The following is a 22,243-nucleotide window of genomic DNA, read 5'->3' as shown; positions in this document are numbered from 1 at the left end:
CTTTTCTCTCCCCCTTCCTTTCAGGAAAGCGCGCTCTCGACGACACGGCGCAACACGGGATCGCGCATCGCCATCGCTACGTTCGCGTACAGCCACCCCGTTTGGGTTCCGCAATCCAGCCGCTTTCCCGAATACACGACTCCCCAGAGGGACTCAACGTCCTTCAGGAGCCGGATCGCATCCGTGAGCTGAATCTCCCCCCCCGCCCCCGGGCGAACGTCGCGAATCAGAGGAAAGATTGTCGGGGAGAGAACGTATCTTCCCATGATCGCAAGCCTGCTCGGAGCCTTTTCAGGTCCCGGTTTTTCGACCAGATCGAGAATCCGGTACACGTTATCCTCGACGCGCTCCGCCGCAACCACCCCGTAGCGGGCGGTATCCTCCTCGGAAACCTCCTCGAGCGCGATTACGCTGCCGCCAAGCCTGTCGTGTACGGAAACCAGCTGGGAGAGCACCGGCGGCTCGCCGATCATGACGTCGTCGGGCAGTATGACTCCAAAGAACCCGTCGCGGCAAAATGGTTCTCCGCAAGAGACGGCATGTCCCAACCCCAACGGCTCCGGCTGGCGCGCATAGACGATGTTTTTCCCCTCGGACACGCTCCGGACCCTTTCGAGAAGTTCCTTCTTTCCCCTCTGCTCGAGCAACGCTTCGAGCTCCCAGGAACGATCGAAATAATCCTCCATCGATCGTTTCGTTCTTCCAGTGATGATGACGATATCGCTGCATCCCGAGGCGACGGCCTCTTCGACTCCGTAGGAGATGATCGGACGGTCGACAAGTGGTAGCATTTCCTTCGGCGTTTCTTTCGTTGCGGGAAGAAAACGCGTTCCAAGTCCGGCTGCAGGGAACAGGCACTTTGAAACGGGCGCTTTCATATCGGTCATGCGATGATTCACCGCGAAACAGCCTCCTTAGAATGTGGAGAGACTTCTTTTCCGTTGATGGAACGGATGCGTTCGAGAATGATTTCCGACACTTCGCGCATTTTGTCCGGATCCTTCGCTTCGACCAGAACGCGGAGAAGAGGTTCGGTCCCCGACGGCCGTATCAACACGCGTCCTTCGTCTCCGAGCATATCCGCCGCAGACTGCGATATTTCGCGGATCCTGTCGAAGCTCAATCTCGATTCGCGTGACATCTCGACGTTCCGAAGCAGTTGCGGATATCGGCCGAAACGATCGACGAGCGTGGAAATATCTTCTCCCAGTTCAGCGCATGCACGCAGAAAGAGGAATCCCGTGCAAAGCCCGTCACCGGTCATGACGAACTGCGACAGGATGATATGTCCCGATTGTTCACCGCCGAGAGCGGCTCCGTGATGCCTCATCGTCTCCATGACGTACCTGTCGCCGACGGGACAACGAAAGACCTCGATCCCTTCCGCTACGAGATGTTCCTCGAGCGCCATGTTGCTCATGACAGTCGCTACAACCCCGCTGCCGAGCGACCCGGAACGCGACAACCAGCGTCCGAGAACCCACAGCATGATATCGCCGTCGATGATTCTCCCGCAGCCGTCGACGCAGAGCACTCGATCGGCGTCCCCATCGTAGGCTATACCGAACGAGGCGCGTTTCGCTAGGACGGAATCAGCGAGCGACGCCATATGCATGACGCCGAAGCCTTCGTTTATGTTCAGACCTGTCGGCTCCATCCCGATGAAGCTCCATCCGTGAAGCCGCTGCGACAATCGCCCGAAAACAGGAACCGCCGCGCCATTCGCACAGTCGACGACGACCGGACAGTCGGCGAGTTTCGGTTCATGAAGAAGCGTCAGGATCCACTGCGAATATTCGTCCCCGCCGGAAGACACGTCCTCCGAAATCCCGACTGAGGCGCCCGTCGGTCGCCAGTCGTCAATAAGATTATCCCCGAGATACTCCTCGATTGTCGCTTCGGATTCGTCCGCAAGTTTGCGTCCTTCGCAGTCGAGGAATTTGATCCCGTTATATTCGGCAGGATTGTGGGACGCGCTGATGATGCACCCGCCGTTCGCGTGACGATGCCGGACGAGAAAGCTCACTCCCGGCGTCGGAATGACTCCGGCATCGAGGACATGCGCTCCCGCGGACATCATCCCGGCGACGACGGCTGATTCGATCATGATTCCCGAACGTCTCGTATCACGGCCGACGACGACGCGCGGCCGCGGAACTCCGCGTTCCGTGAGGTAAAGCACGAAGGAACGTCCGAGCCGAAGCGCCAGTTCCGGTGTCATCAATCCCTTGTTTGCAACGTCCCGGACACCGTCCGTACCGAACAGACAGCGAACCTTCTTTTCACCTTCCATAATGTGCCTCACCTTCCTGCAGAAGCCTCATCAATCCACAATCGCCGTAACCGTTACGTTCTGCGGCTCGACGCGGAGCACACGGACATTTTTCGATGCGATGTTCCGGATCAGCACAGGCACGAGGAGTTTCCTGGAAATTACGTTCGTGACATTCACGACGGCACGGAAGGGCAGATCGGCGCTTTCGAGAGTCGCCAGGTCCGACGGGGTGCCCTCCAGTGTCACATTGACGAAAGAGGGATCGACGCTCCACGCCGGATATACGCTCTTGCCTTCGATTCCGACCGCGATTCGCGAGAGCGTTTTCGCCTTCACCTTTTTTTTCAGCGAAACCGAAACCCGCACCTGTTCCGGGCTGACGACCCGAACTGTCTCGTCAGCCGGTTTGAGGATCCGAACCCGGTACTCCCTGTCCCCCGAGATTCCCTCGATATCGAGCGATTCGGTTTCGACCGCCTGCATACCATTCAGAAGCGGCTGCGGCCCCTGAATCATCGCTTCAGCGGGTTCGCTCATAATCGTCCTGACATCGAAGTCATCCGCAGGTTTTCCGACGAGATTGACGTGAATCGGAAACGCTTTCTGGGGAATCCCCTTCACAAGCACACCGCGCAAGCGGATTTTTTTAGGCTCGACGGTGACGTCCTTCTCGAATTCCTCCGATTTCGCGATATCTACCGGAAGAAGAAGCTCCCCTCCGCGCTGAAGCTCTTCGAGCGTCGGACGAACCCTGGCTCCGCCGACTTTCGCAAGATCTTTTTCGACCCCGCGAACCGTGACGTCCTTTGGGATAATCTCGACCGATTCCAGGTAAACTCCGGACGGCAGTCCCTCGCGAACTTCGATCTCAACCGGTATGAGTCGGTCGATGAACCGTATCATCTCGATATCGATCTGTGATGGAGAAATATCGATCAGTTTTACGTCCTTCGGAAGGACCGTACGGACGGCAAGCCGGTATTTTCCCACGGAAAGCCCTCTCGTGTCTACCTCGCACGCGATCGCGTCCGAACCGAGCGTCGCGAGAATCGTCCGCATCCCGGAAACGTGGACGTCTACCTCGGTGACGTCCGTCTTCAGAACCGTCTGCGGCGGGACATTCAGATACTCGACCTTGCAACGCAGGGTTTTCATAGAATCACCCATGCGATCCGCACCAACGTAGAACCAGAGGAAAAAGGCGATGAGAACGGAAATTCCCCTCAGAAACATGGGAGACGTCAAAAGATCGTCGAGTCGTTTCATTTTCTCTCCCATCGGCTCTACTCCTTCGTCCAGAATGCGGCCAGACTGTCGAGAATGCGCTTCCGCAGGGAGGTCTTCATGGGTTCCTCCGCACCGAAATAGTGCAGCAACAGTTTGTAGACCTGCGCGTCTTTCAGATTTCGCGACAGGTGTCCGTTGATCGTAAGTGCGATTTCTCCCCGTTCTTCCGAAACGACAAGGGCAAGCGCATCGGAGACTTCAGTCACGCCGAGCGCGGCTCTGTGACGCGTTCCGATCCATCGTGCGAGATCTGTGTTCTCGGTCAGTGGAAGGTAGCAGGCTGCCGCCACCAGAACGTCTCTGTCGATGATAACCGCCCCGTCATGAAGCGGCGTTCCGGGGTAGAAAATAGTCGACAGAAGTTCCTGCGTAATCTCGGAGTTCAAAACAACGGCGGTCCTCCAGAAATCCTTGAGCCCGGTATTTCTCTGGAGCACGACAAGAGCCCCGACCTTTTGCGTCTTCATCGATACGAGGGCACGCAGGATCTCCTGGCTCAGAAATTCGGCGCGTATCTGTGAACGCCCCCGACGCCAGATGTTCCCTCTCCCGAGTTCCTCGAGCATTTTTCTGAGTTCGGGCTGGAATACGATCGGAATTGCGATGAGCAATACTCCGAGGGCCTTTCCGACGAACCAGGAGAGAGTTCTCATATCCAGGATCCTCGCACCCACCGTGAGGAACGCGATGATGATAAGCCCTTTGACGAGCTGCATTGCCCGTGTTCCGACAAGGAGCAGGAGAAGTTTGTAGATGATAAAGGAAACGATCGCTATGTCGAGGAAATCATGCCACCTGAAGAGATCGAACATATTCCGGTCCTTTCGTCACAGAATATCGAGAGGGACGTACGGAGACGTCGCCAGATCGAGCATAGCCGAATACCTCAGGGCGAAGCGGACCGTTTCTCCTATGCTCGGGGGGACGGTCATATCATCGACATCGAGTATGAGATGATCGCTCGATGCGCCGAGAATCGCGACTCCGTGGTCGATCGGATCCAGTCCTTCTATGTCGACGTCCTGTTTGCCGACGGCGGCGATGGCACGGAGCCTCGAGCCCCGATCCTCGAAACACGGGATATGGCCGAAGGCATCGTATGCGATCTCTCCTAACGGAACGGAAGGTTTTCTGCGGACTTCCACTATTTCCGCCTCCAGGATCATCGTCGTCCCGGATAAATACGGGATACGCCGCATCCTCGTGACGTCGCTTCCGAGAAGAATGCCTTCTCCGATCCGAAGATCGGTGATTCCTTCCGGGAGTATGCCGCGTTCGAGGAGCTCGAGCGACGATGTCGAACCGCCGGAAACAATTTCGACGGGAGAATTCACTAATGCCTGCAGACGGTCGCGTATATCGAGCAGTTGTCGGAGTGCTTCCGCCGAAGGCACCGTTCCCCCGAAACAACCGAAATTCGTGCCGACGGCCGTCGGTCGGACGCGCGGACATTCGAGCAGCGTGTGAGCGACCGATTCTGTCTCGTCCGGCCAGAATCCCTCCCGAAGGTCGCCGAGATCGAACATGAGCATAACCGGGAAATCCCGCCGCATCCGCTCGCACTCTCTCTGAATCAGATAAATCGTTTCGTTCATCGAAACCACGCAGCAATCGGCACCTGCAACAACGAGGGGAATCTCGCTCGGCATGGGGATTCTGAGGAGAAGCAGCGGAACGGCGGGAGCGCAATCTCTGAGTCTCGCGATATTCTCGATCCGGCTGTCGGCAAGTCGCGAGCAGCCGCCCTCGAGCATAGCGCTGACTACACGGGGATGAGCGCAGATTCCCTTCGTCACCCCCGTGACCGAGACATTGAACCGGCGACAGAGACCGACGATTCGTCTCGTGTTTTCGAGGATCCGCTCCCTGAAGATAACCATACGCGGGTACGCCGTATTCTTCATTCGTCTCCTCCCTGCAGCTTCCGGAGAAGGGCCAGATCTCCGCCGTGACCGATTCCATCGAGCGGAGTTTCCAGTATACAGGGAACGCAGGAAAAACGTTCATCGGTTATGAAGTATCCGAACGGAGACAAACCGATTTCTCCTTCTCCGATATGGCTGTGGCGATCCAAACGCCTTCCTCTGGCGTGCGCGCTGTCGTTGATATGGATGCATCCGACGCGTTCGAGACCGAAGAGGCGATCCATGGCGTCCGTCAGCCGGGCGTACGATTCGGGTGTCCGGAACTCGTACCCCGACGCAAAGAGATGGCACGTATCGAGACATACTCCGATTCTCTGGTCCCATCCGGTTCCCTCGAGAAGGGTTTCCAGTTCCTCGAGTCTGGCTCCGAGAAAGGTTCCCTGCCCGGCCATCGTTTCGAGCAGGATTCTGACCCTTCTCCCTTCCGCTCGTTCCAGAACCGTCCCGAGTCGGTTCGAGACGATCGAAAGAGCGTCTTCGGCAGACCGGTCCTTCGCCGAACCAGGGTGAAGGACGATATCCGGGATTCCGAGCGAATCGCATCGTTCGACCTCGTCCTGGAGCGACAACGCGCTTCGCTCGCCGAGAGAGCCGGGATCCGCGAGATTGATGAGATACGACGCATGGGCAACGACCTTTTGAATCGGGCTTTCGCGCCATCTCCTGAGAAACCGTTCGCATACGGCCACGGGCAATGGTGCGCTTCTCCATTGCAACTGATTTTTCGTAAAAATCTGCATCGCGTTGCAACCGATCGATTCTCCGCGTTCGAAAGCTTTCTCAAGTCCCCCCGCGACGGAAACGTGTGCCCCAAGAAGCGTCATCGAAACCATCCCTCCCGATGAAATCCGAAGAGAACATTCGAGAGAATCGTCCCAGTGACACCCCATACGACACTCCCGTCTTCAAGGACATATTCCGGAGATTGCACGAGCCGCCCCCGGCACTCGAATGTCCGGAGACGCGCCCCTCCGTCGAGGCGTGAGATATCCGCGAGGCAGTACGACACGATCTCCCCCTCGTTCGGTTTGAGTTCTGCACCCCCGTTTGTGCAGTCGACAAACCCGAGCACCGGAAAGACATCGAATCCGCTGACGAACGCATGCGCTTTGGGTAATGGACACACCGGTTCGACGCGGCGCGGGTCGAGCAGTATCTCCTCCCGGGCTTCGCGAAGAGCCGTTTCCCACGGGGATGCGTCTTCGCACTCACGTTCCCCTCCGGGGAAACACATTTCTCCCGCATGGTGGCTCAGATCCTGAGAACGGCGCAGAAAGAGGATCCGCGAATCGCGCCCTCCGAAATGGAAAATCGCGACGAGAACGGCCCCGATCCTCGGAGCCTCGCTTCGGAGTTCACTCCACAATGGAATAACCGTTCTTCGAAGAGGCAAACGAAGATAAAACGTCATTCCTCCGAGCCGAGACGAACATTTCCGTGATAGACGAGACCTCTCGTTCCGTCCACGGTGACGAACATTCCGTCGCGAAGAATCGACGTCGCCCGTTCCACGCTCACGATACATGGAATCCCCAATTCCAGAGAGACGACCGCCGCATGGGACGTGAGCCCTCCCGTCTCCGTTATGACAGCGGAGGCCTTCCGCATCGCACCGACAAAATCGATATCCGTCGCATTCGCCACAAGGATTGCCCCCTGCGACATTTTCTCCATGGCTTCCTGACCGTTCCTCGCGATCACGATGCGCCCATAGGCTTCCCTTTTGAGGAGCGAAAGTCCCCGGGCGAGAATTCTCCCGACCGTATGCACCTGAAGCATGTTCGTGGACCCCGGAGTTCCGAGCGGCATTCCCGCCGTCACGACGACGATATCCCCTTCGCTGATGCAACCCTCCGCCAGCGCCGTCTTGATTGCCTCCGCGACGGCGTCGCATTCGCCGAAAATTCTGCCGCACATGACCGGGGAGACCCCCCAGTGAAGGGCGAGTTCCCTCCAGGTTTTCCGCGACGGAGTCATGCCGACGATCGAGCATGGCGGCCTGTACCTGCTCACCATCTTTGCGGTGCTTCCGCTGCTCGTCATCGAAATGATCGTCGTCGCCTTCATGTCCCTTGCGACGGATACTGAAGCGCCGCTCACGGCATCGGGAATTCCGGTAACCTTCGCGATGCTGTGAAGCGGACGCTGCCATGCGTCGAACTCGACTTCGGCGCGCTGAACGATTCGCCGCATCGTTTCGACGGATTTGACGGGGTACGCTCCGTTCGCCGTTTCGCCGGAAAGCATGACGGCATCGGCACCGTCCAGAACCGCATTCGCGACATCGCTTGCCTCGGCCCGAGTCGGTCGCGGGTTCCGGATCATCGAGTCGAGCATCTGCGTCGCTACGATAACCGCCTTTCCCTTGGCACGGCACATGTCGACGATGCGCTTCTGCACGAGGGGGACTTCCTCCGTCGGTATTTCGACTCCCAGATCTCCGCGGGCGATCATCATCCCGTCGACGACTTCGATGATGTCATCGAGCCGGTCGACCGCCTGTCTCGTCTCGATCTTGGCGATGATCTTCATCGAACCGCCGCGTTCTTCAAGGACACGGCGGACATTGACGATATCCTCCCGGTTCTTCACGAACGAGACCGCGAGATAATCGAGCTCATTCGCAATCCCCCATCCGATGTCGTCGATATCTTTCTCCGAAAGTGCGGGAAGCGAGATGTCAGCTCCCGGGATGTTGACCCCCTTCCTGTTGCCGAGAATTCCGCCGACAACGATCGAACAGCTGACATCGTCGCCGACGATATCCTCGACACGAAGCTGCATCGTTCCGTCGTCGATAAAGACATCCTGTCCCGGCTTCAACTCCTGCGGAAAGAGACTGTACGAAACGGAAACCTCATTCGCGTTCCCGATGACGGGACGCGTCGTCAGGACGATTCTCTTCCCTTGCTCGAGACGAACGGGGCCGTTCTCAAGCTCTCCGGTCCGTATCTCGGGGCCTTTCGTATCGAGCAGAGTCGCTATCGGACGGGAGATCGCGCGCTCGACATCGCGGACGAGTTCCAGACGGGAAAGATGCTCTTCGTGCTTCCCGTGACTGAAATTGAATCGGGCGACGCTCATTCCCTCGTCGGCCATCGCCTTCAGGATTCCGAACGTCGAACAGGCGGGACCGACTGTACAGACTATCTTGACTTTATTCATGACGATTCAGCTCTCCTTCTGTACCGATCAGACATGAATCTCGAATGCCCCCTCGGAAAGCAGGGACGCGAGAGAAATACGAAGTTCCGGGTCGGGATTGACGCATATATCCTGCTGGTACAACCAGACCGTTTCCTCCGGTCGTATGAATTCCATCATGATGGGAGATCTCCCGGGATGACTCCTCAGAACCCGATACAGTTGTTTCATCGAAACGGAGCCCAGAAGAGTGGCATCGATCGTAATTTTCGTCATCGGAGCGGTATTCTGCTCCTTTTCGTCGAGCAACGCGACATCCCTTACGATGATGGTTCCGGTCCCCCGATCGTCCGGAGATCCGCGAACGAGACAGACGTCGCCTTCGTGGATCGACGCCTTTATTCCGGGCCAGACTTTCGGGAAACACACCGCTTCTATCTTGTTCGAGTCATCCTCGAGTTCAAGTATCCCCATCGGGTCGCCGTTTCTGGTGAATTTTTCCCTCAACCCGATGACGATTCCTCCGATGCAGGGAGCCGTCTTTTTCCCGCTCCATCGGCCGACCTCTCCGATGCGACACGTCGCGAAGCGCGCGATCCTGGAGGCGACCTGCTCGAAGGGATGGCCGGAGATATAGAGTCCCATGACCTGTTTTTCCATGGCCAGACGTTCGTAGAACGAGCAATCTTCCGTTTCCGGGAGATCCGGCTCGGGGGATGCCGAGTCGTCCTGATCTCCTCCGAAAAGCGAACACTGGTTCTCGTCTTCCGCACACCGTTGCGCCATCGAAACGAAGTCCGGAAGGGCGTCGAGCAGAGATTGTCTGTTGTCGTGCAGCGATTCGAAAGCCCCTGCGCGAACGAGATTTTCCGCTACCGCCCTGTTGACGACGCGCAGATCGACCCGCGAGATGAAATCCCAAAAGGATCGAAACGGTCCTCCGTTCCTGCGCGTTTCTATGATCGCCTCGACGGCGGTCGTGCCGACCTTATCGACACCGCCCAGTCCGAACCGGACGACATCGTCGACGGCGGTAAAACGGGAGAGCGACGAATTGATATCGGGCGGAAGGACCGGAATTCCCGACTCGCGCACTTCACGAACGTAATTCGCCATGACTTCCTTTTTCGATCCGATCTGGCTCGAAAGATATGCCGCCATAAACTCCGACGGATAGTTCGCCTTCAGGTATCCCGTATGGTAACTGATCAGCGCGTACGCGGCACTGTGAGATTTGTTGAATCCATATCCGGCAAACTCCTGGACGATGTCGAAGATTTCTTCCGCCTTTTTCCTGTCGACACCCCGCTCCACAGCTCCGGTCACGAATTTGGCGCGCTGCTGTTCCATGACTTCGACCTTTTTCTTGCCCATTGCACGCCGGAGAAGATCGGCCTCTCCGAGGGAATACCCGGCCATACGGGCGGCGCACTGCATGACCTGCTCCTGATAAAGAACGACACCGTAGGTTTCCTTGAGCACCGGTTCGAGAAGCGGATGCAGATATTCTACCTTCGCCTTCCCGTGTTTCCGCTCGACATACTGATCCACCATGCCGCTTCCGAGGGGACCCGGCCGGTAAAGCGCGAGGACGGCAACGAGATCCCCGAAGCAGTCGGGACGCAATTTTTTCAGAAGGCGTCGCATTCCGTCGGATTCCAGCTGGAACACCCCCAGCGTGTCACCGTTCTGAAGCATTTCGTACGTCTTCAGATCGTCGAGCGGAATGTCTTCCAGCGAAGGACAATTCTTTCCGTTTTCCCTGATGTTTTCGAGAGCTTCCTCGAGAACGGACAACGTTTTGAGCCCGAGGAAATCCATCTTGACGAGACCAAGCTTCTCGACAGGCTCCATGGAATACTGCGTGACGACCTGGTCTTCGCTCTCCCTGATTCTCTGTATCGGGACGAGATCCGTCAGCGGAACGGGGGTGATGACGACACCCGCCGCATGCTGCGAGCAGTGGCGCGCAAGTCCTTCGATATGCGACGCGCTGTCGAGGAGGCGGGCGATCTGGGGATCGGCTTTCCGCATTTCCTGCAGATCCTTCGAAGCCGCAATGGAATCTCCGATGCTTTCCGCGGTCGGCGGAATGCAGTTCGAGACCTTTCTGACATCCGCAAGCGGAATTCCGAGGGCGCGCCCGACATCGAGAATCGCGTTTTTGCTTTTCATCCGCCCGAATGTAATGATCTGCGAGACGCGATCCTTGCCGTACTTCCGGACGATGGAACGGAGAAGTTCGTCTCGCCCCCTGTCCGAGACGTCCGTATCGATATCCGGCATGCTGATGCGTTCCGGATTGAGAAACCGCTCGAAAAGAAGGTCGTAGCGGATCGGGTCGAGTTCCGTGATCCGAAGACTGTACGCGACAAGCGATCCCGCAGCCGATCCGCGTCCCGGGCCGATGGGGATTCCATGCTCCTTCGCGTCCCGGATGATTCCCGACACGATCAGGAAATACCCCGCGAACCCCATGGAGTTGATGACGTTCAGTTCGTACGCGAGGCGTTCCGAGTATCCCTGCGGGATCTCACGTCCCGCGAAACGCGCCTCGAGTCCGAGCTTCGCGTCTTTCTCGAGCTTCGTTTCGAGAGTTTCGCCGTCGGGCAACTCGAACGTTGGCAACCGGTACTCGCGCGCCCCGACCGGCAAGCTCACCGAGCATCGTTCGGCTATCAGAAGCGTATTATCGAGAGCTTCCGGCAATTCGTTCCCGAAAAGCGCGTCCATCTCCTCTGGGGAACGGAAGTAGAAGTCGTTCGTCGAAAAGGACATCCTGTTCGGTGCGTCGATCGTATTCTTGGTCTGAACGCAGAGAAGGATCTCGTGCCAGTCGTAATCGTCCTTCGTCAGATAGTGGACGTCGTTTGTCGCGACGATAGGGAAATTTCCCCTGCGGGCGATCTCGACGATTTTTCTGTTGACCGTCGCCTGTTCCGGAATTCCGTTGTACATGACCTCGAGGAAGAAATTGCCGTCGCCAAAAAGATCGCGATAGAAGGCCGCGCGGGAACAGGCATCTTCATCTCTTCCTTCGAGAATGAGGGAGGGGATCTCACCGGCGAGACATGCGGAAGAGGCGATCAGCCCCTTTCCGTATCGTGAAAGAAGATCGTGGTCGATTCTTGGTTTGTAATAGAATCCTTCGGTGTTCGCGATCGAAACGAGGCGAATGAGATTGTCGTACCCCTCCTGATTTTCCGCAAGCAAAAGAAGATGATGATTCTTCCCCTTCTTCTCGCGCGAGCGGTGTCCTTCCGGATCGACGTACACCTCGCATCCGAGAATGGGCTTCACGCCTGCCTTGACGCAGCATTCGTAGAATTCGACCGCTCCGTACATGACACCGTGATCCGTCATCGCAACGGCGGGCATTCCCATTGCGGCCGCAGTGCGTGCGGCCTCTTCGCACCGCACCGCACCGTCGAGAAGACTGTATTCCGTATGAGTATGCAAATGAACGAAGGAACGCGTCATTCTTCGATCAAACCATCCTGTTCCGTATCTTCTCGATCCGTCCTCTTGACGAGGACGACCTCGCCGCCCCCCCAGCGGAGGGCTTCCGAGACGAGTCCGTCAAACAAAGGTCCGTCTGGAACATCTGTCTTTTCCGGTTGCTCGCCATCTGTTCCGCGCTCCTTCTCCCGAACCGTCCTCGCGTACGCGGAGAAGAGATTCGGCGGTTCCGGGTTTTCTTCCGTGAAGGAGGTCGGGTCCCGGACGTCACTGTTATCGGTCCGCGATCCTGTTCTGGAGATTTCGGAGGAAACGACGTCGTTCCCGCAAAATACGGAAAACGCATCGCCTTCGTTCCCGAAGAAGTCCGCAAGAACGCCGCCAAGCGAATAGAGATTTCTCTCACTCGCGCACACCGCAAAGGATGCCCTCCGGTTTTCGGGAATCCGTATCCGGAGCCCCTCTTCCGGAGAGAGCTCGACGGACGCGCTCAGAAGTGCGCAAAAGAGATGCAACTCGCGTTCTCTGAGGATATCGAGAAACGCGTTCCAGTCCGCTTTGCCGGATGTCGTATCCTGAACGCCGAGTGGGCGCGAGGACTCGGGGGCCTCTACGGCCCGGATCGGGACATCTTTCTCCGCCGCCAGGGAAGAAACATTCCGGGGCTCGTCGTCATCGCACGAAACGCAGGCGTCACGATGCGTTTCCCTCTGCTCCTCCGGAAAGAGCTCTTCGACACGGGCGCAGAAAAGACCGCTCAGGACATCGGTACGCATGCCGGACCGCGCAGACGAAATAAGCTTTACGCAGTACTCCATCAGAGCCGAGGCCTGCTTCCGGGAAATGACCCTGCCCGCCGCCTCGAGTGCGGCGCGTTCTTCTTCAGAACACTCGAGAGAATCGAACGCGTCGCTTCCCCAGGAATGGAAGCTCCATAAGTCTCTGAAGATAAGGAAAAGCGTCTCGAAAACCTGCACCGGAGAAGCGCCTCTGCGAAAAAGCTCTTCCATGCGAGAAAAGACCCCCCGGTGTCCCGCGGATATCTCCTCGAGGATGCGTTCGAGTTCCCGCCTGCTTCCGCCTCCTGTCAGGCGTTCGACCGAGTCGAGCGTCACCTCCCCGTGCGAAAGGAGTATCGCCTGCTCGAGAATCGAAAGTGCGTCGCGCAAAGCTCCGTCAGAGAGTCGCGCAATCTCCCGCAGCGCCTCTCGTTCGGCCGGAATGCTCTCGGCGGAACACACGATCCCGAGCTGCGCGACGATGTCCGGAACGGAAATCCGATGAAAAGGAATATGATGACAGCGGGAACGGATCGTAACGGGGACCTTCTGCGGTTCCGTTGTGGCAAGGATGAACACGACGCGATCCGGAGGTTCCTCGAGCGTCTTCAGGAGAGCGTTGAACGCCGGCAGAGAAAGCATGTGAACTTCGTCGATGATGTATACCTTGTACCGGGATCCGAAGGGAGAGAGAGAGACATGCGACCGCAGCTCCCGGACTTCGTCCACGCCGTTGTTCGACGCGCCGTCGATTTCTATGACGTCGAGATTGCTTCCTTCCGTGATGCTCACGCAGCTCGCACATTCGCCGCAGGGTTCGATCGAATCTCCGCGTCTTTCGCAGTTCAGCGCCTTTGCGAGCAATCGCGCAAGTGTCGTCTTCCCGCATCCTCTCGGTCCGGAAAAGAGATACGCGTGAGAAACCGTCCGGTGCGTCAGTGCGCTCGACAGGACGAACATGGCTGTATCCTGCCCCTGGACCTGCGAGAACAACTGCGGACGATACCGGCGGTAAAATGACGCTTCCAAGAACAGACCCCCCATTGCTGCATTTCGGACGAGCCTATTCTAGCATGATGAATCGCGGTCGAATCGCCTAGTAGAGATAGCGGGCCATCGGGTGGCGGGTTTGCGCCCTGAGGAGAACTCCGTTCAGATTCGAGCGGATCGCATCGAGCGACGTCGCATTTCCGGGAAGAGGATCCCCGATGACAACACTGGGGCCGACGCGGAGTACCCTTCGCGCCCCGAAGCGATTCGTTTTCTCTCCGTTCCCGTCCGAACCGTTGCCCCCGATCGGAACGACCTGTATTTCGGAAGGTGACAATTCGAGCTGGAACGATCGGTCGAGTGCTTCCTCCATGGATGCGATGATTCTTTGCGAGCTTTCCGAATCTGGGATTCGGACAACTTCCGCTCCATCTATCGACAGTACACGATACCCGTTTTCAGAAGATATTGACGGAACGAGTGCGTTCAACGCCTTTTTCCGCTCGAGCGGCAGGCCTTTTTCGCGAATCTGTTTCGTGAGATACGCAATTCTCTCCTTCGTCTCTGGGTGATCCATCATGACACCGGGATCGACGTACGGGTGTTTGAGCTGTTCTTCGGAAAGCCCCTCCATTACTGTAACCATCGCAGCAGGAGGGTACCCCGCGGCGGCAACGACATCAAGCGCGACGGAATCGGCCTCGCGTTCAAGATCGATACTGTACGAATTCGTAATCGCCGTCTGCAAGAGACTCGCAAGAACGATCGGAGCGACGCTTCCTCCAGAGAGGACGATCGCTCCCAGCGTCAGGACATTCAGTCTCTGGGAACGCGCCGTCTGTATCATCGCATGTCGTCTGTCCGCATGGACGAGTTCGTGCGCGATGACAGCGGCGATTTCCGCGTCGCTGTGCAGAAACTCGAGCATTCCAGATGTCACGTAAATGATTCCACCGGGAAGACTGAACGCATTTGGGGATTTTTCGCGAATGCAGCGTATCTCGTACGGAAGCTCGCGGTTCATGAAAGGGACAAGGCGCGAGGAAATCATTGAGAGACGTGCGATCACCGATGGATCCACTATTCGCTCCCAACGTCCCTCCACCTGTTCGGCGACCTTCGCGCCGATCCGGATCTCCTTTTGCGGGTTCGGTTCCGCAGCGTCGGAAGAGACGGGTAGAAATGCCAAAAAGACACAGACAAGCAACGGCAGGAAACTGAATCTACGGCTTGACGGTCCCAGCGGATCGGGAATAGCCCTGCACCGCCTTTCGGCCTTTTTGCATAGCCATCATCTGTTTTCGGAGATCGGAAACGACGTTTTCCAGTTTCGACTGGACATCTTTTTCCTTTTGCAACAATTCGAGCGCAAGAGACTTCATATCGGATACCGAACAGCGGATCCTCGAATACTTTTCGACCCCGACTGCGGACTCTACCGCGTTCCAGAACGCATCGCTCTCCCTGCCGGACTCGACCGAGAGGATTTTCGAAATGCTCTCCCATTCATCAAAGATTTTTTCCTGGGCGGCTATAATGGATTGCTTCTCCTGCAGGATGAGGAGCAACGATTCCATGTCGATCGCATCGACGGCGGTCTCTTCTCTCGAAATGGAGTCACCGAGAGAACGATACAGCTCCGTTTCTTTCTCAAGAAGCCGGGTCAGATTTTCACCGAGATCAACCGGCAATAGTGAACCCTCCTGCCGCAACCGCAGGTCTTTCCTGGGCATCCTGAACTGGCGCCGGATTTTGTTCCCGTGCGAGTTTCTCTATGGCCTGTTCCCACGTGGCGCGTAATTCCTCAAGCATCGATCGGACGCTGCGAATTTTATCCGAGTTTTTATGAATATTCGCATCGACAAGTTCATAATACAGAAAATCGTAAAGGCGCATCAGATTCTCGGCGACCTCTCCCCCGACATCGATATTCAAGGCAAACATGAGTTCCCGGATGACATCCTGGGCTTTCTGGATATGCCGGTTCGTTTCCTCTATGTTCTGTTGCGCGACCGCTGCCTCTGCAAGACGGCACGAACGGATGCCGATATCGTAGGTTATGAGGAGAAGCTGTTCCTTGGAGGCAGTTGCGATCTGATTGACCTGGTATGTGAATTGGGCATTCCTTGCTCGCTTTTCATCCATTGCAACGGCTCACACTCCTCTCTATCGAGTATCGGACGCCCCGGGCCGAATATTAAACCGCATGGTCGCTTCAGCAAAGCTTTTCTATTTCCACCTTTCGCATAATATCCGCGACGGCAGCGCGTCCGAAAATTCCCTTCTCAAAATGCGTCGTCGTCTCCCACGCGCATGCCATCGCGAATCTGATCGTGTCGAGAGACGACATCTTTTCTTCGCGGGCGGCGATCATTCCGGCAATCAGCGCATCGCTCGAGGCGAAGAGCGAAACCGCCGTCCTCCGGTCCGACATTGAGAGAAAAATTCCGTCCGGACAGGAAAACACATTCCCGAAGACATGGTACGACGCGATCACCCACTGGATTCCTCTCTCACGCAATCTGGAGACGACGTCGATGATGTTGTCAAGAGAATTGAGAGGAACGCCATGCATCCGCGACATGAACCGGTGGTCTATCTTCGCGATTGTCGGCTCCGCGTCGAGCGCTTCGAGAAGCGGCTCTCCCGCAGAATCGATGATGGTCGGGATACCAAGGCTCTGCGCCTTCCGTATCAGTTCGGCATAGATTCCCGTCTCCACTCCGGGAGGAAGAGAACCTCCGATGACAACCACTCTCGCTCTCTGGAGCATTCTCGTGTACATCCGCATAAACCGGACCTGAGCATCTTCGGAAACGTCGGGGCCGGGCTCGGACAATCCAGTGCCTACATTACCGTTCTCGTCGATAATATAGACGTTCGTCCGGGTTTCTCCGGGAACGTGAACGAAACTTGTCGTAATTTGTTCGCGTCGCAGGAAATCGAGAATATATGCGCCATTGAACCCCGCGAGGTACCCCATCGCAGTCGATTCATACCCAATCTGGTGAAGCATGATCGAAACGTTGATTCCCTTTCCTCCGGGTGTTCTGTCGGCCTGTTGTGACCGGAACCAGCCTCCGGGTCTGAAGTCCGAGACGACGAATTCTTCGTCCACGGCAGGATTGAGAGTAACGGTGACAATCATGGACGTCCCCCCATAATGATCGGACGCCGGAGGTCGTCCCGGCGTCCGATCATTGGAAAATATAGTGTTATTTCAGGAAAGAAAGAACCGTATCGAGCGAAGCGGGTATCTCCGTCCGAACGATGCCCCCCCTGCTCAGTTCGACGACCGCGGGCATTCCCTTCAGTTGCAGTTTCTCGACCATTTTCCCGTTGCGATACCCGTCGACCAGGGCAAGCTTCTTCCCCTGTTTTTCCGCTTCTTTTGCGGCTTTTTCACTCATCCGGACCTGGCCTTCGTCGATGCTCGAATAAAAAAGCGCAACGACATGTTCGGGTTCCATGAGAAGCGACCGGAGATGAACCTGTTCGTTGATGTACGAGACCGCCGACATAGCCGCGACGGCACCGTCACCGGCGGCCGTAACGACCTGGCGCAACCCTTTCTCGCGAACGTCTCCGGCGGCATAAATCCCTTCAACCGACGTTTCCATGTCCTCGTTCGTGATGATCCATCCGCCCTTTGCGGCCTTGACGAGTCCGCGGACCGATTCGTCATACGGAGCCTGGCCCACGAACATAAAGACACCGGCTACGGGGAGATTCGAAACCTCTCCCGTCTTCACGTTCTTCAATACGAGGTTTTCGACCATACCCTCCCCTTCGATCTTCTCGACGACCGTATTCCATATCGGTTCGATCTTCGGGTTCGAGAGAGCGTGCTCGATCGCCGCACGGTCCGCCCGAAACTCGTCACGACGGTGAATGATATAGACTTTCTTCGCGAACTTGGTCAGGTACGTTCCCTCTTCGACGGCCGTATTACCGCCGCCGATGACTGCGATGACTTCGTCCTCGAAAAAGGCTCCGTCGCACACCGCGCAATAGCTGACCCCCTGGCCGATATGCTCCGCTTCCCCTTCGCAGCCGAGGCGGCGGAAATACGCGCCGGTGCAGACGATGATCGCTTCCGCCTCGATCTCTTCCTTTTCAGTCACAACGATCTTCCTGCCGTCGCGGATTTCGACCTTGCGGACTTCCGCATCCCGGAATTCGGTGTCAAACTTTTCCGCATGCTCGCGGAACATGTTCCCGAGCTCCTGGCCGCTTGCGTGCTTGACGCCAGGCCAGTTTTCGATCTCGTCGGTAATGTTGATCTGTCCGCCGGGAGTTCCCTTTTCGAGCAGCAGGACATCCAGACCGGCGCGGCGGCCGTAAATCGCAGCCGTCAGTCCGGCAGGCCCGGCTCCGATGATGACAAGTTCCCTCTTTTCCATTGCTGACATCTCCTCTCGCGTACGCCACTATTCGGAAAGCGTTCACAGGACTATGTGGAAATTATACACGACCCCAAAGAACTATGCGACAAATATTATTAAAATCTCGTTTTATATCTACCAGGACCAATCCCGGCGTCGACTCCTTCGCCAAAATATTCGCCTGTTCGTCATCTCCGATTTCCATCAGGACATGCCCGCCCGAGCGGACCAGCGACGGAGCGGCTTTCAGGATACGGCGCACCACGTCGAGACCATCGACTCCTCCGTCAAGAGCGCTCCGCGGCTCCCGGAGAACATCTGTTTCGAGATCCTCGATCCTGCCTGTAGGAATATATGGAGGATTGCTCACGAGAAGATCGACGGGATAGACCGATGAAGGGAGCGTTTCGAAAGAGGATCCGTGCCAGAGAAGACACCGGTCCAGGACTCCGTATGATCGGAAATTCTCCCATGCCCGGCTGAGGGCGGAGGCACTCACTTCGATCGCCGCAGCTCCGGAAACCTCACTCTTCTCCGTCAGGAGACTGAGTGCGATACATCCGCTACCGGTTCCCCAGTCGACGAAAGTATGCCAGCCCGGCAAAGCCAATGCCTCGTCGACGAGGAGTTCGGTTTCCGGTCGTGGTATCAGGCATCCGCGATCGACGGAAAGGACGCAATTCCTGAACGGAGCCTCGCCGGTGATGTACGCGACCGGTTCGTGCCGCAATCTCCGCTCCAGAACACCTCCGAAAGAAGAGCACTGTTCCGCTGTCAGACGCTTTTCGGGGTGCGCGAGCAGAAAATTTCTGTCGGTTCTGAGAACCCATGAAAGCAGAATATCCGCATCGGAGCGGTTGTCCGGAAAACCACCGTTCAAAAGAAGCGACGATCCCTCTTTCCTCGCCTCAAGGATCGTCGCGAAGATTTCGTTATCCAACCGTTTCAAGGATGTGAAGGCGTTCTGTCTGGTCGGCGATCGTCAGGGCTTCGATCAGTTCGTAGATGTCTCCGTCCATTATCTGGTCGAGTTTGTACAGGGTCACTCCAATTCTGTGGTCGGTCAGGCGGTTCTGCGGAAAGTTGTACGTCCGGATACGTTCCGAGCGATCGCCGGTTCCGATCTGTCCCCTCCGCTCGGAGGCAACCGCATCGTTCTTCTTCTGCATTTCGAGATCGTAGAGTTTCGCGCGGAGATACCGCAGGGCCTTCGCGCGATTCTTGATCTGGGAACGCTCGTCCTGGCACGTAACGACGATTCCCGTCGGTATGTGCGTCATTCTCACGGCCGAATCCGTCCGGTTGACGTACTGTCCTCCTGCACCGCTCGCCCTGTACGTATCGACCTTCAGATCCTCCTGCCGGATCTCGACATCGACATCCTCGACTTCCGGAAGGACGGCGACAGTCGCGGTCGACGTGTGGATACGCCCGCTCGCCTCGGTCACGGGCACCCGCTGAACGCGATGGACACCGCTTTCGTACTTGAGCTTGCTGTATGCGCCACGTCCGTCGATGCGTACGATGACTTCCTTCATTCCTCCGATTCCAGTTTCGCTGCTGTCGATCATCTCGTACGTCCAGCCCTGGCGTTCCGAAAACCGCGCGTACATCCGAAAGAGATTCGCGGCGAACAGAGCAGCTTCCTCGCCGCCGGCGCCGGCGCGAATTTCCATCATGACGCTTTTTTCGTCGTTCGGATCCGAAGGAAGCAGCAGAATCTGGATCTCCTGCAAAAATGCCGTCGCCAGAGATTCCTTCGCGGCGAGTTCCTCTGCAGCGAGCTGCCGCATATCCTCGTCTTCGGAATGAAGGAGTTCCCGTGCCTGCTCTATCTCCTGCCTGGCCTTCCTGTACTCCTGGAATTTTATGACGATAGGTTCAAGCTGCGCATGTCGCTTCCCCGTTTCCTGCAATTCCTTGAGCTGGGAAACTATCGCGGGATCGGACATACGACGTTCGAGCTCGTAATAATCCTTCTCGATCTGTTCGAGCTTCAGATCCAGGTTCATCGGGACACCTCTCCGCCCTGCTCGTCCGTCGTCGCGGAGAACGACGTATCCAGCGCGACTTCAAGGGAACGAATCGCCACTTCGATCTGTTCGGTCGACGGATCCCGCGTCGTCAGATATTGCAGAAGCAACGCCGGTGCTATGAGAAAAGTCCCGGCCCTGCCACAGCGAGAGGCCGCCTTTATGATTTCGTACGACACGCCGATGACGACTGGAAGCAGAACCACACGAGATCCGATTCTCCAGAGAAGCCCTCCGTGGCCCGCGAAAGAAAAGACAATGATGCTGACGAAGATGGCGACAAGAAGAAACGACGTTCCGCATCGGGGATGAATCCGCGAGAACGACAGGACGGATTCAGACGTCATTGGGGCGTCGTTTTCGTACGCGTTGATCGTCTTGTGCTCTGCACCGTGATATCGGAACACTTCGCGGATATCCTTCCAGAGACCGATTGCCGCGATATACGCCACAAATACGACTCCGCGGACGCATCCTTCGACGATGTCCTTCATCATCGAACCAAGTCCCCAGAAACGGGCGCTCAAGTCCGCAACCCATAGCGGCAACGCGATAAAAAGGCCGACGACGGCAATGACCGCAATACCAACGGAAACGATTGTCTCGAACGGAGTGATCGATTCGTCATCGTCGAGCGCAAGCTGCGCAGACCGGTTCAGGGCTTTCATTCCGGTCCCGAGCATTTCGATCATCATCATGAACCCCCGGATTACCGGAAGCTTCCACGGGAAACGTCGAGTTCTCGTCCCGCTGGACCAGAACTCGCTCCACATCGACCGGTCCGGGCGCCGTACGCAGAGTCCCCATCGTTCGGGGCCCCGCATCAGGACTCCTTCGATGACCGCCTGTCCGCCGACCGGGATTCTTTCTGTCAGTAATGCGGTTAAAAAAAACACGAATCGAAGAATTCCTCTTCGGATCACGAACTTTCTGCCCCTTTCAGCACATCGTCGACGGAATCGAACGGAGAACCGCACGGATTCTTCTCGGGACATTCTCCATGAACACATCCCGGACCGACAATCCCGAACATGACGGGAGCGACTTTCCGCACTTCGACCGCCATCCCCCGTGCGACTTCGCGGATTTCCCACTGCGCCCTCCGGCAGAGCCTCAGGGCAAAGAAATGATGAAGCTCCCGTGCGTTCATGGTGATGACGATGCTCGTCTCCCATCCGTGCGGAAGAACGTACCTGGCATCCTCTTTCGGGATTCCCGCGTCGACGAGCGCCGAATAAGCCTCGTGACACGCTTTGACGGCATCGTCGAAGATCTTCCGAGCCGAAACGTCCTTCATCACCGAGGGCGGGACAATACAGGCCGCATCACACATTCGCACGTATCGCTGACTTCTCTGGGAATAGCTCGCGATCCTATGCCGGACGATCTGGTGCGTGGTAACGCGACTGATTCCGTCGACCGCGAACGTGAAGGAGGCGTGCTCGAGGGGGGAATGATGCCCGCTGCGGAGGAGGCCGGAGACAAACGAACGGACTTGATCCGGCGACAGACCGTCTTTCAGGACCGCCACCGGGTCGTTGCTGTAGCAGAGCCTGGCCGCAGCCGCAACGACGCTGTCCGCATCGGGAGTATATGCCAGCAAGGAAACACGACAGGTCATTTCAGGTCCCTTGTCACGAAAAAAGGGGAGCAAGGCTCCCCTATTCTTCGTCCTTGCGTTCCTTCTGTCCGTAATTGATTCCTTCGTACTTTTTCTGGAATTTCTCGAGGCGTCCCGCTTCGAGAACGACTTTCGATCCCTTTCTTCCAGTAAAGAAAGGATGACAGGCGGAACATACGCCGACCCGTATTTCCTTTTTGGTGGAACGGGTTTCAAAACTGTTGCCGCAGGCACAAAAAACCTTGCAGGCTACATAATCGGGATGGATATCCTTTTTCATACCTTTACACCTCCGCAGCGTTATAAAACATAATCGGACAAATTGGGAATCTACCACATTCCGTC

Annotated in this window: 20 protein-coding genes; all 20 read right to left on the bottom strand. The window is 56.8% G+C overall.

The window, feature by feature from the left end:
- Window positions 1–20 precede the first annotated feature (20 nt).
- Window positions 21–899 (bottom strand): UTP--glucose-1-phosphate uridylyltransferase GalU, encoded by an 879-nt coding sequence (gene galU / locus ACZ5IU_RS14950; protein ID WP_464418727.1) that lies wholly within the window; start codon window positions 897–899, stop codon window positions 21–23.
- On the bottom strand, window positions 896–2,293 hold the full coding sequence (glmM, locus tag ACZ5IU_RS14945) for a phosphoglucosamine mutase (protein WP_464418725.1): 1,398 nt from the start codon (window positions 2,291–2,293) through the stop codon (window positions 896–898). Before glmM ends, galU begins: the two co-directional genes overlap by 4 nt.
- A 30-nt stretch (window positions 2,294–2,323) precedes the next feature.
- The gene (locus ACZ5IU_RS14940) at window positions 2,324–3,553 is read right to left on the bottom strand and encodes a CdaR family protein (protein ID WP_464418723.1); all 1,230 of its coding nucleotides are present in this window, start codon (window positions 3,551–3,553) and stop codon (window positions 2,324–2,326) included.
- 5 nt (window positions 3,554–3,558) lie between these two features.
- Window positions 3,559–4,374, bottom strand: a complete 816-nt coding sequence (gene cdaA / locus ACZ5IU_RS14935; RefSeq protein WP_464418721.1) for a diadenylate cyclase CdaA — start codon at window positions 4,372–4,374, stop codon at window positions 3,559–3,561.
- Between the two features lie 15 nt (window positions 4,375–4,389).
- Window positions 4,390–5,466: an alanine racemase gene (locus tag ACZ5IU_RS14930; RefSeq protein WP_464418719.1), complete on the bottom strand. Its 1,077-nt coding sequence runs from the start codon at window positions 5,464–5,466 to the stop codon at window positions 4,390–4,392.
- Window positions 5,463–6,311, bottom strand: coding sequence for a deoxyribonuclease IV (locus tag ACZ5IU_RS14925; protein WP_464418717.1), 849 nt, complete (start codon window positions 6,309–6,311; stop codon window positions 5,463–5,465). Before ACZ5IU_RS14925 ends, ACZ5IU_RS14930 begins: the two co-directional genes overlap by 4 nt.
- Window positions 6,308–6,853 (bottom strand): NUDIX hydrolase, encoded by a 546-nt coding sequence (locus tag ACZ5IU_RS14920; protein WP_464418715.1) that lies wholly within the window; start codon window positions 6,851–6,853, stop codon window positions 6,308–6,310. Before ACZ5IU_RS14920 ends, ACZ5IU_RS14925 begins: the two co-directional genes overlap by 4 nt.
- A gap of 41 nt (window positions 6,854–6,894) precedes the next feature.
- A complete protein-coding gene (gene pyk / locus ACZ5IU_RS14915) occupies window positions 6,895–8,652 on the bottom strand; it encodes a pyruvate kinase (RefSeq protein ID WP_464418713.1) in 1,758 nt (585 codons plus the stop codon).
- Window positions 8,653–8,679: 27 nt separating this feature from the next.
- Entirely contained in the window at window positions 8,680–12,111 is a 3,432-nt protein-coding gene (dnaE, locus tag ACZ5IU_RS14910) for a DNA polymerase III subunit alpha (protein WP_464418711.1), read from the bottom strand.
- Complete coding sequence (gene dnaX, locus ACZ5IU_RS14905; RefSeq protein ID WP_464418709.1) at window positions 12,108–13,898, bottom strand: DNA polymerase III subunit gamma/tau; 1,791 nt, start codon at window positions 13,896–13,898, stop codon at window positions 12,108–12,110. The genes dnaE and dnaX overlap by 4 nt, the downstream gene beginning before the upstream one ends.
- Before the next feature lie 67 nt (window positions 13,899–13,965).
- Window positions 13,966–14,883 carry a M48 family metallopeptidase gene (locus ACZ5IU_RS14900; RefSeq protein WP_464421953.1) on the bottom strand — a complete coding sequence of 306 codons (918 nt, stop codon included), beginning with the start codon at window positions 14,881–14,883 and terminating at the stop codon, window positions 13,966–13,968.
- A gap of 199 nt (window positions 14,884–15,082) precedes the next feature.
- A complete protein-coding gene (gene flgN / locus ACZ5IU_RS14895) occupies window positions 15,083–15,550 on the bottom strand; it encodes a flagellar export chaperone FlgN (protein ID WP_464418707.1) in 468 nt (155 codons plus the stop codon).
- Window positions 15,540–16,004 carry a flagellar export chaperone FliS gene (gene fliS, locus ACZ5IU_RS14890; RefSeq protein ID WP_464418705.1) on the bottom strand — a complete coding sequence of 155 codons (465 nt, stop codon included), beginning with the start codon at window positions 16,002–16,004 and terminating at the stop codon, window positions 15,540–15,542. Before fliS ends, flgN begins: the two co-directional genes overlap by 11 nt.
- A gap of 70 nt (window positions 16,005–16,074) precedes the next feature.
- Window positions 16,075–17,007: a 1-phosphofructokinase family hexose kinase gene (locus tag ACZ5IU_RS14885; protein WP_464418703.1), complete on the bottom strand. Its 933-nt coding sequence runs from the start codon at window positions 17,005–17,007 to the stop codon at window positions 16,075–16,077.
- 67 nt (window positions 17,008–17,074) lie between these two features.
- On the bottom strand, window positions 17,075–18,262 hold the full coding sequence (gene trxB / locus ACZ5IU_RS14880; RefSeq protein ID WP_464418701.1) for a thioredoxin-disulfide reductase: 1,188 nt from the start codon (window positions 18,260–18,262) through the stop codon (window positions 17,075–17,077).
- Between the two features lie 61 nt (window positions 18,263–18,323).
- Window positions 18,324–19,193, bottom strand: coding sequence for a peptide chain release factor N(5)-glutamine methyltransferase (gene prmC / locus ACZ5IU_RS14875; RefSeq protein WP_464418699.1), 870 nt, complete (start codon window positions 19,191–19,193; stop codon window positions 18,324–18,326).
- Window positions 19,177–20,256, bottom strand: a complete 1,080-nt coding sequence (gene prfA, locus ACZ5IU_RS14870; RefSeq protein ID WP_464418697.1) for a peptide chain release factor 1 — start codon at window positions 20,254–20,256, stop codon at window positions 19,177–19,179. Before prfA ends, prmC begins: the two co-directional genes overlap by 17 nt.
- On the bottom strand, window positions 20,253–21,173 hold the full coding sequence (locus ACZ5IU_RS14865; protein ID WP_464418695.1) for a DUF1385 domain-containing protein: 921 nt from the start codon (window positions 21,171–21,173) through the stop codon (window positions 20,253–20,255). The genes prfA and ACZ5IU_RS14865 overlap by 4 nt, the downstream gene beginning before the upstream one ends.
- A 23-nt stretch (window positions 21,174–21,196) precedes the next feature.
- Complete coding sequence (gene thyX / locus ACZ5IU_RS14860; protein ID WP_464418693.1) at window positions 21,197–21,898, bottom strand: FAD-dependent thymidylate synthase; 702 nt, start codon at window positions 21,896–21,898, stop codon at window positions 21,197–21,199.
- 40 nt (window positions 21,899–21,938) lie between these two features.
- A complete protein-coding gene (rpmE, locus tag ACZ5IU_RS14855) occupies window positions 21,939–22,178 on the bottom strand; it encodes a 50S ribosomal protein L31 (protein ID WP_464418691.1) in 240 nt (79 codons plus the stop codon).
- Window positions 22,179–22,243 lie beyond the last annotated feature (65 nt).

The sequence above is a fragment of the Lactivibrio alcoholicus genome (assembly GCF_055390895.1).
This window is presented reverse-complemented; position numbering and strand designations above follow the sequence as displayed.